The 15,149-nt window shown below is 52.2% G+C and carries 16 protein-coding genes; 3 read left to right on the top strand and 13 right to left on the bottom strand.

Annotated elements, in window-relative coordinates; all coding sequences use genetic code 11:
- Window positions 1-15: 15 nt before the first annotated feature.
- On the bottom strand, window positions 16-513 hold the full coding sequence (locus K6R05_RS03530) for a CinA family protein (RefSeq protein WP_161732671.1): 498 nt from the start codon (window positions 511-513) through the stop codon (window positions 16-18).
- A 495-nt stretch (window positions 514-1,008) separates the two neighbouring features.
- Here K6R05_RS03530 and K6R05_RS03525 point away from each other — a divergent pair, with 495 nt between their 5' ends.
- On the top strand, window positions 1,009-1,305 hold the full coding sequence (locus K6R05_RS03525) for an Rdx family protein (RefSeq protein WP_222925001.1): 297 nt from the start codon (window positions 1,009-1,011) through the stop codon (window positions 1,303-1,305).
- On the opposite strand, the gene K6R05_RS03520 is transcribed toward K6R05_RS03525, so the two are convergent.
- The 8 genes from K6R05_RS03520 to K6R05_RS03485 form a co-directional block, all read right to left on the bottom strand.
- Window positions 1,306-1,845 carry a PadR family transcriptional regulator gene (locus K6R05_RS03520; protein ID WP_222925000.1) on the bottom strand — a complete coding sequence of 180 codons (540 nt, stop codon included), beginning with the start codon at window positions 1,843-1,845 and terminating at the stop codon, window positions 1,306-1,308.
- 71 nt (window positions 1,846-1,916) lie between these two features.
- A complete protein-coding gene (locus K6R05_RS03515) occupies window positions 1,917-2,699 on the bottom strand; it encodes a siderophore-interacting protein (RefSeq protein ID WP_222924999.1) in 783 nt (260 codons plus the stop codon).
- Window positions 2,700-3,085: 386 nt separating this feature from the next.
- Window positions 3,086-3,268, bottom strand: a complete 183-nt coding sequence (locus K6R05_RS03510; protein ID WP_223811653.1) for a hypothetical protein — start codon at window positions 3,266-3,268, stop codon at window positions 3,086-3,088.
- Window positions 3,269-3,492: 224 nt separating this feature from the next.
- Entirely contained in the window at window positions 3,493-4,362 is an 870-nt protein-coding gene (locus K6R05_RS03505) for a helix-turn-helix domain-containing protein (protein ID WP_222924998.1), read from the bottom strand.
- 495 nt (window positions 4,363-4,857) lie between these two features.
- Entirely contained in the window at window positions 4,858-5,037 is a 180-nt protein-coding gene (locus K6R05_RS03500; protein ID WP_161732681.1) for a DUF2474 domain-containing protein, read from the bottom strand.
- Window position 5,038: 1 nt separating this feature from the next.
- A complete protein-coding gene (gene cydB, locus K6R05_RS03495) occupies window positions 5,039-6,043 on the bottom strand; it encodes a cytochrome d ubiquinol oxidase subunit II (protein ID WP_013359001.1) in 1,005 nt (334 codons plus the stop codon).
- A 1-nt stretch (window position 6,044) separates the two neighbouring features.
- Entirely contained in the window at window positions 6,045-7,457 is a 1,413-nt protein-coding gene (locus K6R05_RS03490; protein WP_161732683.1) for a cytochrome ubiquinol oxidase subunit I, read from the bottom strand.
- A 777-nt stretch (window positions 7,458-8,234) separates the two neighbouring features.
- The gene (locus K6R05_RS03485; RefSeq protein WP_033784031.1) at window positions 8,235-8,615 is read right to left on the bottom strand and encodes a winged helix-turn-helix transcriptional regulator; all 381 of its coding nucleotides are present in this window, start codon (window positions 8,613-8,615) and stop codon (window positions 8,235-8,237) included.
- A 98-nt stretch (window positions 8,616-8,713) separates the two neighbouring features.
- Between K6R05_RS03485 and K6R05_RS03480 the strand changes: the two genes are divergently transcribed.
- Entirely contained in the window at window positions 8,714-9,571 is an 858-nt protein-coding gene (locus K6R05_RS03480) for an SDR family oxidoreductase (RefSeq protein WP_222924997.1), read from the top strand.
- A 351-nt stretch (window positions 9,572-9,922) separates the two neighbouring features.
- Window positions 9,923-11,581 carry an alpha,alpha-trehalase TreF gene (gene treF, locus K6R05_RS03475; protein ID WP_161732733.1) on the top strand — a complete coding sequence of 553 codons (1,659 nt, stop codon included), beginning with the start codon at window positions 9,923-9,925 and terminating at the stop codon, window positions 11,579-11,581.
- 75 nt (window positions 11,582-11,656) lie between these two features.
- Here the strand turns inward: treF and K6R05_RS03470 are convergent, their stop codons facing one another.
- The 4 genes from K6R05_RS03470 to K6R05_RS03455 form a co-directional block, all read right to left on the bottom strand.
- Window positions 11,657-12,163: a ferritin-like domain-containing protein gene (locus tag K6R05_RS03470; protein ID WP_136196597.1), complete on the bottom strand. Its 507-nt coding sequence runs from the start codon at window positions 12,161-12,163 to the stop codon at window positions 11,657-11,659.
- A 10-nt stretch (window positions 12,164-12,173) separates the two neighbouring features.
- Complete coding sequence (locus K6R05_RS03465; protein WP_150015696.1) at window positions 12,174-12,656, bottom strand: YciE/YciF ferroxidase family protein; 483 nt, start codon at window positions 12,654-12,656, stop codon at window positions 12,174-12,176.
- Window positions 12,657-13,158: 502 nt separating this feature from the next.
- Window positions 13,159-13,323: a con-10 family general stress protein gene (locus K6R05_RS03460; protein ID WP_004571242.1), complete on the bottom strand. Its 165-nt coding sequence runs from the start codon at window positions 13,321-13,323 to the stop codon at window positions 13,159-13,161.
- Between the two features lie 749 nt (window positions 13,324-14,072).
- Complete coding sequence (locus K6R05_RS03455; RefSeq protein ID WP_161732687.1) at window positions 14,073-15,038, bottom strand: sensor domain-containing diguanylate cyclase; 966 nt, start codon at window positions 15,036-15,038, stop codon at window positions 14,073-14,075.
- Between the last annotated feature and the right edge of the window lie 111 nt (window positions 15,039-15,149).

The raw sequence follows: 15,149 nt of genomic DNA, 5'->3' as shown, positions 1-15,149 counted from the left end.
GCGTATCGCGCGCCTTTATCGACTGGTTCGCTGCAGTCGTTTGATCAACCCTTCCAGCGCGAACTGCGTGCCCTGCTCCATCACGGACTTCGGATCGCCGCTGAACTGATGGCACTCCGCATCGTCCCTGCCGTCGGGCAATACCCAGCCAAACCAGATAGTGCCTGCTGGCGTGCCATCTTCGCCACCATCGGGTCCGGCATAGCCGGTAATCGATAACCCCACCGGTTCACCAGAGCGGGCGCAGGCTCCCTGTACCATTTCACGTGCCGTCTGCTCGCTCACCGCCGTGTGCTGTTTCAGCGTATCAGGATGCACGCCCAGCAAACGGATTTTGGCATTTTCGCTGTAGGTGACGAAGCCGCTGGTATAGAAGTCGCCGCTGCTTTCCACCGCGGCCAGCGTCATGCTGATCAGCCCGGCGGTACAGGATTCGGCGGTCGTCAGATGAAGTCCGGAGGAGAGTAAAATGTTACCCAGTTGCTCAGCGGTTTGATCTAATGATTTTGCCATTATGGTCTCCTGAATCTTCTGTCCTGAACACCAGGTATAGCGCAAAACCAGTGATTAAAAACACGCAAAGCAATGTTTTTAAAGCGAAACGGCCAGAATACACAGCACAATATCGGGCGGTTTACACGTAGCCTGTTTCCCCCTCAGCAACAGAGACTGAGAGCAGTAAGTCAGCATTTTACGAATCTGTGAGTGTGCCGGGTAACGTCTGTTGAAGCTGATGCCGTTTAGTCAATCTCCTAAAACGTAGTGACACAGGAGCGAATCACCTGATTAGTTGTTAGTATTCACTCGCTTGCTCGCTCGCATCACAAAAACAGTTCTGCATAAAAGCCGTAAAAAAACAAAACAGCAGGCTGATCAAGCGAGGCTCTTATCCCATCTATTGCACTTAAGAATGGGATTCAAAAGCTTTATGAATTCATCAATAACCACAGCGCTCAAATTGTTAACCCGAATGCATCTGCATTTATCAATACGTAAAGGAAGAGAGTTATGGCGCAAAAACCTGTGGTTGTTATTCACTACTGTATGCAATGCAACTGGCTGATGCGGTCAGCGTGGATGGCACAGGAACTGTTGCATACCTTCGCTGAGGATCTGGCAGAGGTCACGCTGAAACCCGGCACCGGCGGTATTTTTGAGATTACGCTGGATGGTCATCTGCTGTGGGAACGTAAGCGGGACTGTGGTTTCCCGGATGCGACTACCCTGAAACAGCGCGTGCGCGACATCTGTTTCCCGGATCGTACCCTGGGTCACATCGATAAGAATAAGAGTGAAATCAGCTGATTAACTGTGGGTGATTTTATCAGCCGCGTCGTGCAGCGCCCTAATCAGCGTCTGCAGCGCGGCTTCTGAAATATCTTCCTGCGCCAGTCGTTGATTCAGAGCCACCTTCAGCCCGTGAATTGCCTGCTCCACAGCAGGAATGCTGCGGTTATTGACCACGATTGCCAGCGTAGAGAGACGCGTAATCAGGCTGGCTACCGTTTCGCGATTATCCGCCAGCTGCGCCTCACCAGCCGCCGTCAGTCGGTAGGCTTTACGCGCTGCCTGCGCATCCACCACCTGAATCGCCTCCATCTCTTCCAGCAGCGTCAGGTTGGGATAGATGATCCCCGGACTGGGCGAATACTCTCCCTTTGACAGCTCCTCAACGGACTTGATCAGCTCATAGCCGTGCGCCGCATTCTGCGCCAGGAAATGGAGCATCAGCAGGCGTATCTCACCCGCTTCCAGCATCTTTTCACGTCGTTTACGTCGTCCGCTGCAGCCGCCTGCGCGCGAAGTCTGTTCGTCAGATGAAGTAGAAGTCGGATGCTGTTTCATGACCTGCCCTGCTGAAAAAAAGGAGAGTGATGGTAGTCCGCCATCTGGCAAAACTCAATTGTCAGCGCGGCTTACTTCTGATGCCAGTAGGCCACCGCCCGCACGAAGTCGCTGTCGAGACCACGCTGCGATGTAAAGTAGTCAGACAGCGCTTTAACAAACTCCCCCTCGCCGGTCAGCCAGATAAAGTAATCTTCCGTCGGGAACGTGAGCTGATCCAGCCGGGTAATCAGCTGGCTGAGCTGCGCTTTTTGCATCTGACCGCTGCCCAGCCAGTTTGCCGTTACGCCTGTCGTATCTGTAAAATAGTCGCGACCGGTCGCTTCATCGGTAAAGGCATAGAGATGCAGCGCCTGGGCGCGGGCATCACGCTGACGGCGGGCAAAAGCGGGCAGCCCGGTTTCGTCGCAGACGTAAAGCTGAAATGCGTAATCGGTCGGCACCACCAGCGAGCCGCGTGGCCCACCAACAATCAGTTGATCGCCCACCTGCGCCTGCGCGGCCCAGTCACTGGCTACGCCCTGCTGATGAATATAGAAGTCGAGGGTCAGTGAAGACTCACCATCGAATTCCAGCGGCGTGTAATCACGCGCCTGCGGACGTAAACCTTCAGGCCAGACAATGCCTGCGTCGGTAATCTGTGGCAGAGCCAGAGTTTCACTTTTAGCAGAAGGGAAAAACACCTTGATGTGGTCATCAAAGCCTGGCGACGTAAAGCCTGCCAGATCGCTGCCGCTGAACCGGATGCGCCAGAATTTCCCGGCAATATGCGTTTTACTCTCGACCTGGATATGGCGAAAACGCAGTTCATTGCGGACGCGCTGCGGCGTTCGCTTTTCGGCTGTTGTAGTCAAAATCTCTCTCCTGAAACAGGGTCTATGCCCGATAGTCAGGGGCATACCCGCCCTGATTAAACAACAATGGAATAACAATCATTCTCATCTGAAGCCACAAGATTAGCTATGATATATCTTCGGCACAAGAACGAAAAATGCGATTCTGCAACTTAAGATATATTTTAAGCAGTGTCGTAAGCGAGGAGATACGGACGGGAAGCGGCATGAATGAGAAGCATCAGAGATGCAGCATGCAGGTAAAGAGTGTTTCAGATGCAGGCGAGTGGGCCTCAGAGAGGAAGCCGCAGGTGCAGAGTGTGAGCAGGTCAATCAGGCGGAAGCTGTCCGGCTCCTGACGAGCCGGGCATCATCTCGCGCCGCCGGTTCTGGCAGCACATCAACACTTACAGCGTGTCGTTGAATCCGGAAAGGGAGGCATTACTGCTGGTGTGATCCGGCAGTTCACCATCACCCAGGATTTCATGCTGGGTGACCTGAGAGTGTGGATGCAGTCCGGCAGGCGGTGAGAAAGGCTCAGCCTGCTGCGCCATCGCCATTGCAGGCAATGCCAGGATCAGGGAAATCATTAAGCGTCGCATAGTTGTCTTCGATTGTCGTTTTGGCCAGAAAAGGCCTGAAATGCAGATGAATGTTCCAGCCCTGCCACAGAAGCACGATGATTCAGATATGGCAGGGTTTCGGGGGAGGATTTTACGCCAGAATAGCGACTTATTTTATAAAATCGTGCGGTTTGTCACGGTTTATCGCACGAAAGATGCATTGGCAGAAGCGATCGCCCCTGCCCTGCCGGCTACGCTTGCATCACCGGAATAGAAAAAACACCGCTGAGCCAGTCGGGCTTACAGTGCGCAAAATCAAGACGCAGCAGGTCTTTGCCCGGACGGCGTGACACGCCCAGCATGGGCAGATGCTGATAGTAGATATCCTCGATAAAGCGCGTCAGCTGCTCCGGCCTGCCGCTCCAGCGGATCGACGCATAAAGGCCACACACCTCGCTCCAGCTGGCGGTATTGTCACCCAGCAGCCCGGCATGTTGTGGTGCCAGCGCCTGAAACAGGCTGATATTCTGCTGGTCAGCAGAGCTATGGCCGGGACCATACTGAAAACCTAACCAGCCGTGCGTCGTATGGCTGCCCGCCAGCGCGACCAGATGCCGTGCCTGCTCTGCCACACGGTGGTCGTGGTCGGCAATATACTCACCAAACCTGCACTCCCACTCCAGTGTCTCTCCGCACAGGTGCAGTTCTTCCTCACGTTCCACCAGCGTCGCACGCTCTGCCAGCGAGCGCACCAGAATGCGCCCATGGAAGTTTTTAACCGGCAAATGAGGAATACGGCGAAACGCGCCAGGCGTCAGTGAAAAGTGGCCTTTGAACACTCTCGTGAAGTTTTGCTGGTTATCAAAGCCAAAACGTACGGCGATATCGATCAGCGTCATACGCGTCAGACGCAGCGCCATGGCCGCCATCGTCAGACGCCGTTTGCGGGTATACGCCGCCAGCGTCTGTCCGGTCATCTCCTTGAACATGCGCTGCATGTGCCATTTGGAATAACCTGATTTCAGGGTGATTTGATCGATATTGAGATCGTCGGTGAGGTTGGCTTCTATCCACTCGACCAGATCGTTGATGTGCTGTTTTTTAATGGCCTGACTAAGCATGATGGCGATTTACGACGCGGGTTAGGACTGGGATTTCAGTTACAAAAGGATAACAAAAATCGCAAATCGGTGTAAGGAATGGGTAAGCATTGCGCGCCCGTTCAGGGCGTTTCCGCATTAATTGCTTAGGTTACTAACTAAAAAAGACTGACTTACGTCAGCCTTCTGATTATTGATAAAAACTGCGCCGTATAGCGGCAAGACGGAGCCTGCGAAGGGAACACGGTCAGATCGGAAAGTCGCAAAACCCGTCATCCCTGACACGCCTGGCCCGCGCGATTACGCACCTCATCCCTGAGGTGCGCCCGTAAACGGGCCAACGCGTTGCGTTGTACAAAAACGCCTGGCGTTTTTGTCCCTGGCGCGGGACGCTTTCCTCTTCTGCCCGTGTTACCTGCGCGTTGGGCTTAGTCGTTGCTGCCAGCATCACCCGGAATGAGCTTTGTCAGCTGCCTGAATATAGATCCGCATCAGCCTGACTCATGCCTGCGACAACTAATGACTACGCATACCCGCCGCAGTCATCATCATCCGGAACAGCGAGGCGACAACACCCAGCGCCAGCACGCTGGCGGCGTAGATAAACACCAGCCACATCACCCGCTTCCACCACGGTGCTTTCATCTCTGCGTTGTGGCTGTGGTTGTGGTCTTTCATGCTGCTAAGGCTTTTCATATCAATGATATCCTGCGTCTGCTTTGATTTTTCCACGGAATACGTAGTAGCTCCAGAAGGTATAGCCCAGGATCATCGGGATAATCAGCAGGCTACCCACCAGCATAAAGGCCTGACTCTGCGGAGGTGCCGCAGCGGCCCAGATGGTCACGGATGGCGGAATAATGTTTGGCCAGATACTGATGCCCAGTCCAGAGAAGCCCAGGAAGATTAGCGCCAGCGTCAGCAGGAACGGTGAATAGTGTGCCTCGCGTTTGATGGCGCGAATAATGCCCCACGAGCAGAGCAGCACCAGCACCGGAACCGGCAGGAACAGGAACAGATTTGGCGTGCTGAACCAGCGATGAGAAATGTCGGCATGCGCAAACGGCGTCCACAGGCTGACGATGCCAATAATCACTAATAGCGCAATCACCAGCGGCGTCGCCAGCGCAGACATCTTACGGTGTAGTTCATTCTCGGTCTTCATGATGAGCCAGGTACAGCCCAGCAGCGCATAGGCCACCACCAGACCCACACCGCAGAACAGCGGGAACGGTGCCAGCCAGTCCATTGCGGAACCGGCAAAGCGGCGCCCCTCAACAGGAATGCCATCCAGCAATGCACCGACCGCCACACCCTGACTGAAGGTGGCGATAATCGAACCGGCAATAAACGACTTGTCCCAGAATGCACGATGGCCTTCCACCGCTTTAAAGCGGAACTCGAAGGCAACGCCGCGGAAAATCAAACCAATCAGCATGGCGGTCAGCGGAATCGACAGTGCATCGGCGATGACTGCATAGGCCAGCGGGAACGCACCGAACAGGCCTGCGCCTCCCAGCACCAGCCAGGTCTCATTACCATCCCAGACCGGCGCGACGGTATTAACCATCATGTCGCGCTCGCCAGCATCTTTATTGAACGGGAACAGCAGACCAATGCCCAGGTCGAAACCATCCATTACGATATACATCAGGGTTGCGAAGACGATAATCACAAACCAGATAACGGAAAAATCGATCATCTTAGTGGTCTCCATCCTTAAAGGTGGCAGCGGAAAGTGGACGCGCTGGCGTTTTCTTCTGACCCGGTCCACCCTCTTCGGTGGTATGACCTTCGCCGACAACCGGTCCCTGCTTAATCAGACGCATCATGTAGTGATACCCCACGCCAAACACCGAGCTATAGACCAGAATAAAGGCCAGCAGGCTGATGCTCATGTGCATATCGCCATGTGCCGAGACCGCATCGATGGTACGCTGAACGCCATAAACCACCCACGGCTGACGACCGATTTCAGTAGTAAACCAGCCAGCCAGAATCGCAATCAGACCCGATGGTCCCATCAGCAGCGCAAACCACAGGAACGGACGCGACTCATAAAGACGCCCTTTAAAACGCAGCCACAGGCTGACCACGCCGAGCGTGATCATCAGCAGGCCCAGCGCCACCATCACGCGGAAGGACCAGAAAATCACCGTTGAATTAGGTCGATCCTCTTTCGGGAACGACTTCAGCGCCGGAACCTGCTTGTCCAGACTATGCGTCAGAATCAGACTGCCGAGATAAGGCACTTCCAGCGCATATTTGGTGCGCTCCTGCTCCATGTCGGGAATACCAAACAGAATCAGCGGTGTGGCTTCACCCGGCGGGTTTTCCCAGTGTCCTTCAATTGCCGCGATCTTGGCAGGCTGATGCTCCAGTGTGTTCAGACCGTGAGCATCACCAATCATTGCCTGAATCGGCGCGACGATCAGCGCCATCCACAACGCCATGGAGAACATCCTGCGGATGGCAGGATTATTGTTGCCCTTCAGCAGATGCCAGGCCGCCGACGACCCAACAAAGAAGGCACTCGCCAGGAACGCCGCCACCGACATATGGAACAACCGGTAAGGGAAAGAGGGGTTAAAGACGATTTTGAACCAATCCTGCGGAACCACGATGCCATTCTGAATGATGTAGCCCTGCGGCGTATGCATCCAGCTGTTAGAGGCCAGGATCCAGAAGGTCGAAATCAGTGTCCCCAGGGCGACCATGCAGGTGGCAAAGAAGTGCAGACCCGGACCTACGCGATTCCAGCCAAACAGCATCACGCCCAGGAAGCCCGCTTCCAGGAAGAACGCCGTCAGCACTTCATAGGTGAGCAGCGGGCCGGTGATACTGCCGGCAAACTCTGAGAAGCCGCTCCAGTTCGTACCGAACTGATAAGCCATTACCAGTCCTGATACCACACCCATACCGAAGTTAACGGCAAAGATTTTGGACCAGAAATGGTAGAGATCGCGATAGGTTTGATCGCGGGTTTTGAGCCACATACCTTCGAGTACAGCCAGGAAGCTGGCGAGACCGATGGTGATGGCGGGAAAGATAATATGGAAGGAAACAGTAAATGCGAACTGAATCCTGGCCAGATGAAAGGCATCTAATCCGAACATTGCTTACCTCTTTGCCACATAGAACACCATGTATTTACTTATTATTAACAACTTAAGCCTGATGCGCTGACTTCTCTGCGCTTATTGAAATTCCCGCCGCAAATTTAGAACTATCCGCGACGAGGAAACAGAAACAGTGGGGTTAATGAAAACTATAACAGTCTTTGTTGATTTTGATCATTGTTTTTAGCGGGAATTACTTATTTAAAAATAAGGATTAAAGGTTAATCAGAGCGTATTTATGTGTCGTTAATGTTACGGTATTTGTCACTTTAAAATTTCACGTCGGCAAAGCAACACCTGACTAAAAAAAGCCTTCAACCGGCTGTTTTCAGAAGCTATTTTTTTATAAATCCGGTTTTAAAAAAGGGCAAAATTGAGAGTAAATAATTTAAATAACCTTATTTCTTAAAGAGTTACATTAGTAAATAGTTATCTGAACCGCTTTGTTTAATTTTTTGCTTTACCCGGGTTAATCCAGACCTGGATCCTGGCGAAAAATAGCCAGAGCAGCGCAGTTAAGCGCCACCAGAGATGTTAATAAAATGGGTCAAAAAGCCGTTATTAATTAACAGCACGTACGAAGCAGTCAGTTATTCCGGGCCTGAGCTTGATAAAATGATTTAATAACCAGCAAAGAGGCGTAAAAACCGCTGGGGTTATTTTCGCTGCCGTTACGTTATTCCGGTTTCAGGGAGTGAAGTAAGAGAAGAGCAGATCAGAAATCTTCTGCCAGCATCCCCCCTTCACGACGAGATAGCTGACAGGCTGAGAATTTTACTCAGCTGCAGATTTTTCACGCTGTGCCAGAATCCGGCTCAGATTCAGCTCCAGCCAGTCCGCCAGCCCCACCACCTGTTCACTGACTTCACGGCCAAGCGGGGTCAGACGATACTCTACGTGCGGCGGCACAACATCGTAAGCGATGCGCTGCACGAAGCCATCTTCCTCCAGATAGCGCAGATTCTGCGCCAGCATCCGTTCGCTGACGCCACCGACCGCACGGCGCAATGCACTGAAGCGTAGCGTCTGATCCTGCAGGGCCAGCAGGATCAGTACGCTCCAGCGGCTGGTCACCCGTTTTAGTACGTCGCGCGACGGACAGTTAACGTTAAGCAGTTCACCACGACTAAATTTTTCACTGAGTTTTTCAGACATTTAATCTGCACACCTCAAACTAACAATTCTGTAAGTACTTACTAAAAATTAGTTTATATCTTAGTCTGGATTTCACCAACAGCCACAGGAGTCATCCCATGATTGCAGTTACAGGTGCCACCGGCCAGCTGGGCCGAATCGTTATCGATGCATTACTGAAAAAAGTGCCGGCGGCAGAAATTGTTGCCGCTGTGCGTACGCCCGCCAAAGCGGCCGATCTTGCTGCGCTGGGCGTGATTGTGCGCCAGGCCGATTATGGCCAGCCAGAGACGCTGGAAGCCGCTTTTGCAGGCGTGGATAAGCTGCTGCTGATCTCGGGCAGTGAAGTGGGCCAGCGTGAGGCGCAGCATAAAGCTGTCATCGACGCTGCAAAGGCGGCAGGCGTGGGCTTTATCGCCTACACCAGTCTGCTGCATGCGGATACCTCACCGCTGGGTTTAGGTGTTGAACATCGCGCGACTGAAGCGCTGCTGAAAGCCTCGGGTATCCCGTTTGCCCTGCTTCGCAACGGCTGGTACACCGAGAACTATGCCGCCAGCATTCCTCCGGCGCTGGCGCATCATGCGTTTATCGGCGCGGCGGGTGAAGGCCGCATCGCCTCAGCTGCCCGTCAGGATTACGCTGAAGCGGCGGCTGAAGTGATGACCCGTGACGATCAGGCGGGCAAAGTCTATGAGCTGTCCGGCGACGACAGCTACACGCTGGCGCAGTTTGCTGCGGAGATTGCCACACAGAGTGGGGAGAAGGTCGATTACGTCAACCTGTCTCAGGCTGACTTTGCCGCCGCGCTGAAAGGCGCTGGCCTGCCAGAAGGTCTGGCAGAGATGCTGGCAGATTCTGATGCTGGTGCAGAAAAAGGGGGTCTGTTTGATGATTCGCGTCAGCTGAGCAAACTGATCGGTCGCCCGACCACAAGCTGGCAGGCGGTGATCCGCGCAGCATTGGCAAACCATTAATCCAGCTTTCTCTGAGCGGGCAACCTGGCCCGCTCACTTCCCACTTCTGCCCTGATTTCCGTTGCGTATGCCATTTTCTGCACCCTTTGCAGCTGCGGTTTCTTTTACAAAATGTGAATAAACGCCAGTTTTCTTCAGGTTAAATTTTTTTATTCGGGTCGCTAAGAGATTCATCTGAAATGCGTTTTTTGTGAACACCGCTATATTTGGTTGAATTGACTGGAATTTATTAAAAAAGCTCGATTAATCGACAATTTTTATTACGTTCATAGATATTCTGCATTGTTGTTCCCTGGGATGAGAGGTCTATAATTTGTCCTTTGTGCAACCACGACCGCTCAGGAGGCCGTTATTAATACCCATCGCCAGCAACAAAATGCACTTGAAGAGGTTCGTGCCGGGGCGGAAGTTGAGTATCAATACGATCCCCATGAACTGAAACTGGATCGCATGCAGGATTCTGAACCGGAACCGGAGCTGATTGAAGGCTTACCGGCGCCGGATGCGCTCACGCCTGCCGATCGTTATCTGGAACTGTTTGAACATGTCCAGATGTCGCGGATTTTCGAGGACAGCAAAACCTTCCCCGACTGTTCGCCTAAGTACGATCCGCTGGATGTGCTGATGCGCTATCGTCGACAGAAACGCAGCAGTGATTTTGACCTGTCGCGTTTTGTTGCCGATCACTTTTATCTGCCTGGCGTAAACGAAAGTTTTTATGTCTCCAACCCGGATAAATCGCTCAATGAGCATATCGATGACCTGTGGCCAGTTTTGACCAAAATGCCACAGCAGCATATGCCGCACTCATCGCTGCTGCCGTTACCAAAACCTTATGTAGTTCCGGGCGGACGCTTTGGCGAAACTTACTACTGGGACTCCTACTTCACCATGCTGGGCCTGGCGGAGTCGGGCCGTGATGACCTGCTGCGTCACATGGCGGATAACTTTGCCTGGCTGATCGATAACTACGGTCATGTGCCAAACGGCAACCGTACTTACTATCTCAGCCGTTCCCAGCCGCCGGTATTTGCCCTGATGGTGGAGCTGTTCGAAGAAGATGGCGTGCGCGGTGCTAAGCGCTATCAGGAACAGCTGATGAAGGAGTACCAGTTCTGGATGGATGGTGCCGGCTCACTGATGCCAAACCAGGCTTATCGTCACGTCGTGCGGATGCCAAATGGCTCGCTGCTGAATCGTTACTGGGATGACCGCGATACGCCACGTGATGAGTCGTGGATGGAAGATGTCGAAACCGCGCGCGAATCCAGACGTCCGGCCAGCGAAGTCTATCGTGACCTGCGTGCTGGTGCAGAGTCGGGCTGGGATTACTCCTCGCGCTGGCTGCGTAACCCGAAACGGCTGTCGAGTATCCGTACAACGCAGTTTATCCCCATCGATCTGAACGCGTTCCTGTACAAGCTGGAGCTGATGATTGCCACCCTGTCGCACGCCAAAGGTGAAGAGCTGACGGCGCTGGCCTGGCAGAAAAAAGCGGAAACGCGGAAACGTGCTATCACCCGTTACCTCTGGGATAGCACCGCTGGTGTGTTCCGCGACTACGACTGGCGTCGTGAACGTTTCGGTGCTTTTACCGTTGCCTCTGTGGTTCCGCTATTTGTGGGTCTGGCGACGCCGCATCAGGCGCATCTGCAGGCAATCTCACTGCGTCATCTGCTGCTGAGCAACGGTGGCCTGCTGACTTCAATGGTGGAAAGCGGTGAGCAGTGGGATCGTCCCAACGGCTGGGCACCGATGCAGTGGATGGCCGTTGTTGGCCTGAATAACTACGGTGAAGAGACGCTGGCAAGTGAAGTCGCGGTAAACTGGCTTAATACGGTGAATAACTTCTATCAGCTGCACCACAAGCTGGTCGAGAAGTATGACATCAGCGGAGAACGCGCGCGCCCCGGCGGCGGCGGTGAATATCCGTTACAGGATGGCTTTGGCTGGACGAACGGCGTTACCCGTAAGCTGATGACGATGTATGGGCATTTAATGGCTGACTGAGTGTCGCAGCCTGCAAATTACTAAAACGCAAAAAGCCGGGCAATTCCCGGCTTTTTTCATGCAGGCTGTCAGGCGTTACTTCTTCGCTTCAGTGCCCGGCTGTGATGCACGTTGCAGGAACTGCTGAGTCACGTCAGGCAGGTTCTGCAGCAGCCACTCCGCCATGGCCACTTCCTGATCGCGGATCTCGTTGAGAATGCGAACGCCCTGCGTATCGCCTACCTGCTCCGCCGCGGCGATCAGGCTGGTGTAGCTGGCGATCTCAGCATTCTCAAAAACGTAGCCACTGATGGCACCCTTCACCACTTCATCTGAGTTAAACATACCGCCCACCGCCTGGCCGGTCGCCGCCATTTTACCCATCGCATCTTTCATCACAGAGTGATCGATACCGTGGCTGTCGAGCAGTTGTTCCAGCAGGGTCAGCTGATGCTTAGTCTCTTCCAGATGTTGCGCCAGACGCTGTTCCAGCGCCGGATAGTGTTCAAGACGGCCTGACATCTTGCTCAGCATGCTTTCTGCCTGCTTTTCCATCGCATGCGCATCGCGCAGCCAGTCATGATAGTGTTCGATCGCTGTCATGTGTTACTCCTTAAGAGACAGTAATAGCTTCGGCTACCGAGGTGAGTTTCTCATCGGTTTGTTTCTCTTCATCCAGAGTCGCGGCCAGCAGCTCTGCCGCTTTGGTATAACCCAGCTTCAGCGCCAGCGCATGCAACGTACCGTAAGTCGCAATCTCATAGTGCTCCACTTTCTGCGCTGCACCGATCAGCCCCTGATCGCGGATTTCGCCCTTCTCGACCGAGTCGATAATTTCCTGCGCCTCTTCAACCAGACCCTCGAGCGCATGGCATTTCATTCTTTTGATTTTGACTTCAGGTGTTACTTCCACCAGTTCATCAAGTCGTTCAATCTGAGCACGGGTCTCTTCCAGGTGCTGATTGAACGCAGCGATAAGGTTTTCGTCACTGGCTGCGCGCGCCATTTTAGGCAATGCACGGGTTATCTGTTTCTCAGCGCTGTATACATCGGATAGGTCATGGATGAACAGATCGTTTAACGTTTTCACTGTCATAAGATAGCCTCATTGTTTAAAAAGCTGCGTCGATAATAACGCAACGCCAGTCATGTCGTTGACACCTGAAAAGTCTAGTGGAGATTCTTAATATCGCACGTTTCATCAGCCTGAATTTAAGACAGAAGTAGCATATAAAATGCATTTTCCTTTTCACAGCAGTGATTTAGCGGATAAATTTTTTATGGCTCCGGCTTCGCCAGGCAGGTTGAATTTGTACAAAGCAATAAATCGCTGCATAAATTTTTTCAGATTATGTGCATGAAAAAAGCGCCATTTAAAACTTAGTTGTACAGGACTTTATTAATTCGTATAACTTTAAACGATAGAAAATAAAAAACCGGCAGGGAAATCCCGACCGGTTTAATTAACGGTGTCTCTCTGTGCCGATGATAAATCAGCGACATAATTCAGGAGGTAATTATCTTGCAGGCTAATGAAAAGAGAATCTGCACAGCCCGGCAAACGCATTAAACTGCTGTTACAGCAACCTTAAAAGCGTTTAGCTTCTGCGGCTTACCTTACCTCCCTTGCGTCCGGCTTCAATGGCACGTTCGGGATCGTTCTTAAAATTCCCGCCGCTTTTCTGACCGCCCTTGCGTCCTGCTTCCGCAGCACGCTCCTTATCAGCCGCAAAATTTCCGGCCCCACCGCGATATTGAGTCATTCTGTGTTCCTCTTTGAAGTTGAAATCAGAATTTGCACAGTTAATGCTTCATCAGGCCGATTCAGCAACATAAATGTAGACAGAAAATCGGACCGATCAAGAAAGACAAATAAAAATCTGTTACAGCATCACCTTATTGACAGTACAAACTTCATCCGGATTGGTAACGCCTTTCAACTATCGCTCTGTACTATTTAAAAAAGGGATACGGCGTAAAAAAGATTGCTTACAAAAATCGCCGCGCCCTATTAATCGATCATTTTCGAAAAATGTCCAATTGAAAAAATAGTAACCGAAGCGGTACTGAGAAAACTACATCAATATCAGTTAGTGAAGATGATCAACAAACGATCAAATTCCCTAAGCGAAGCGGCAAATAACACTAATTTAGTTTTTCATGACGTTATAAATAAGCGAAGCGTAAAGAGTTAAATCCACCCGCTTAAAATAGCTGAAATTGATCATTAAATGATCAGTTATGCTGTTTTAACGAGAGTTTTAATTCAAATGACACTTCTGATTCTGGAGTGGTAATACCAGGTAAGCGAAGCGGAAAAAGCGAGGCAATTTGCTTCTAAAAACCAAAATTAAGAATAATACGAAAAACCTTTTTTTGTCGGTTACTACTGCTTTATCGCACGTCGCGCCAAAGGCAAGGCTCAAAACTATGGATTAAAGGTAGCCGGGACGAGAGATGAGATGACGTACTAACAGCAGGCCAGGCTGCTGTCCGGTCCAGTAGAGCAGTATCAGAAGGGATCCGGGAAAGCGGGCGCAAAGGCCACACCGCGTTTGCCATTTTTCTTAATGCGGTACATGGCTTCATCAGCCCGTGCCAGGGCGGTATCAAAGTCATCTTTTACCCGAACCTGTGACACGCCTACTGACGCGCCTATGTGCGCTTGCCCGTTAGCCAAATCAAAAGGGGTAAGTACCGCGTCAAGGCAGGCATGCGCCAGCTGTCTGACCTGCGGCTCGCTTAGTGCAAACGGCATTAGCAGGACGAATTCATCGCCGCCAAGCCGGCCGATGATCACCTCTGCCGGGGAAAGATCAGTCAATCGCTGACTTAACTGAATTAACACTTCATCACCGCTGCGATGCCCCAGGGTGTCGTTGACGTTTTTGAAATTATCCAGATCAATAAAAACAACGCAGAGCGGCCCCTGCGCTTTCATTTCACAGAAATCATTTTGCAGAGCATGGCGATTGTTGAGCAGCGTAAGAGGATCGTGCAGCGCCAGCAGGGCGAGCTGCTCTTCATATTGCTTCTCTTTGGTCATGTCGATGTGAGTGCCAATGACTTTAACCGGCTCGCCGTGCGCGTTCCACTCACTGACCCGACCGCGATCCAGCACCCACGTGATACTGCCATTTTTGGCGATCATGCGATGCAGCGCTTCGTAATAAGGCGCTCTTCCGGCAATGTGATCGTTAAACGCTCGCAAAACCTCGGCGGCGTCATCGGGATGCAGGCTCTCTTTCCACGATTCGAAGTTGGCGTCGGTCTCTTTTGGCTGGAAGCCGAGCATCGCGCCCCAGCGCCGGTTAAAGATCACCAGCTTGCCGCTGGGAATATCGAGCTGCCACAGAAACAGTCCGGTGCCATCCAGCGCCGCATTGAGTTTGGTGCGGGCATCATGCGCTATACGCTTCAGACGCGCATTGTGCTTTTTCAGGTTCTGTATTTGCAGACGCAGCGCTTCTTCTGACATAACCATGTAAGAGGAGGAAAAAGGGGTATTGTGCCTGTCAGGATGATTCTGTAAAGGGTGGCTTATAAAACACGATTAGCCACGGTCAATTGCAGGCTGGACAGGATATCA

Origin of the sequence: Pantoea alfalfae, from assembly GCF_019880205.1 — a bacterium.
Taxonomy (GTDB): domain Bacteria; phylum Pseudomonadota; class Gammaproteobacteria; order Enterobacterales; family Enterobacteriaceae; genus Pantoea; species Pantoea alfalfae.
Note: the sequence above shows the minus strand (reverse complement) of the source record. Positions and strands in the feature narration are given on the sequence as shown.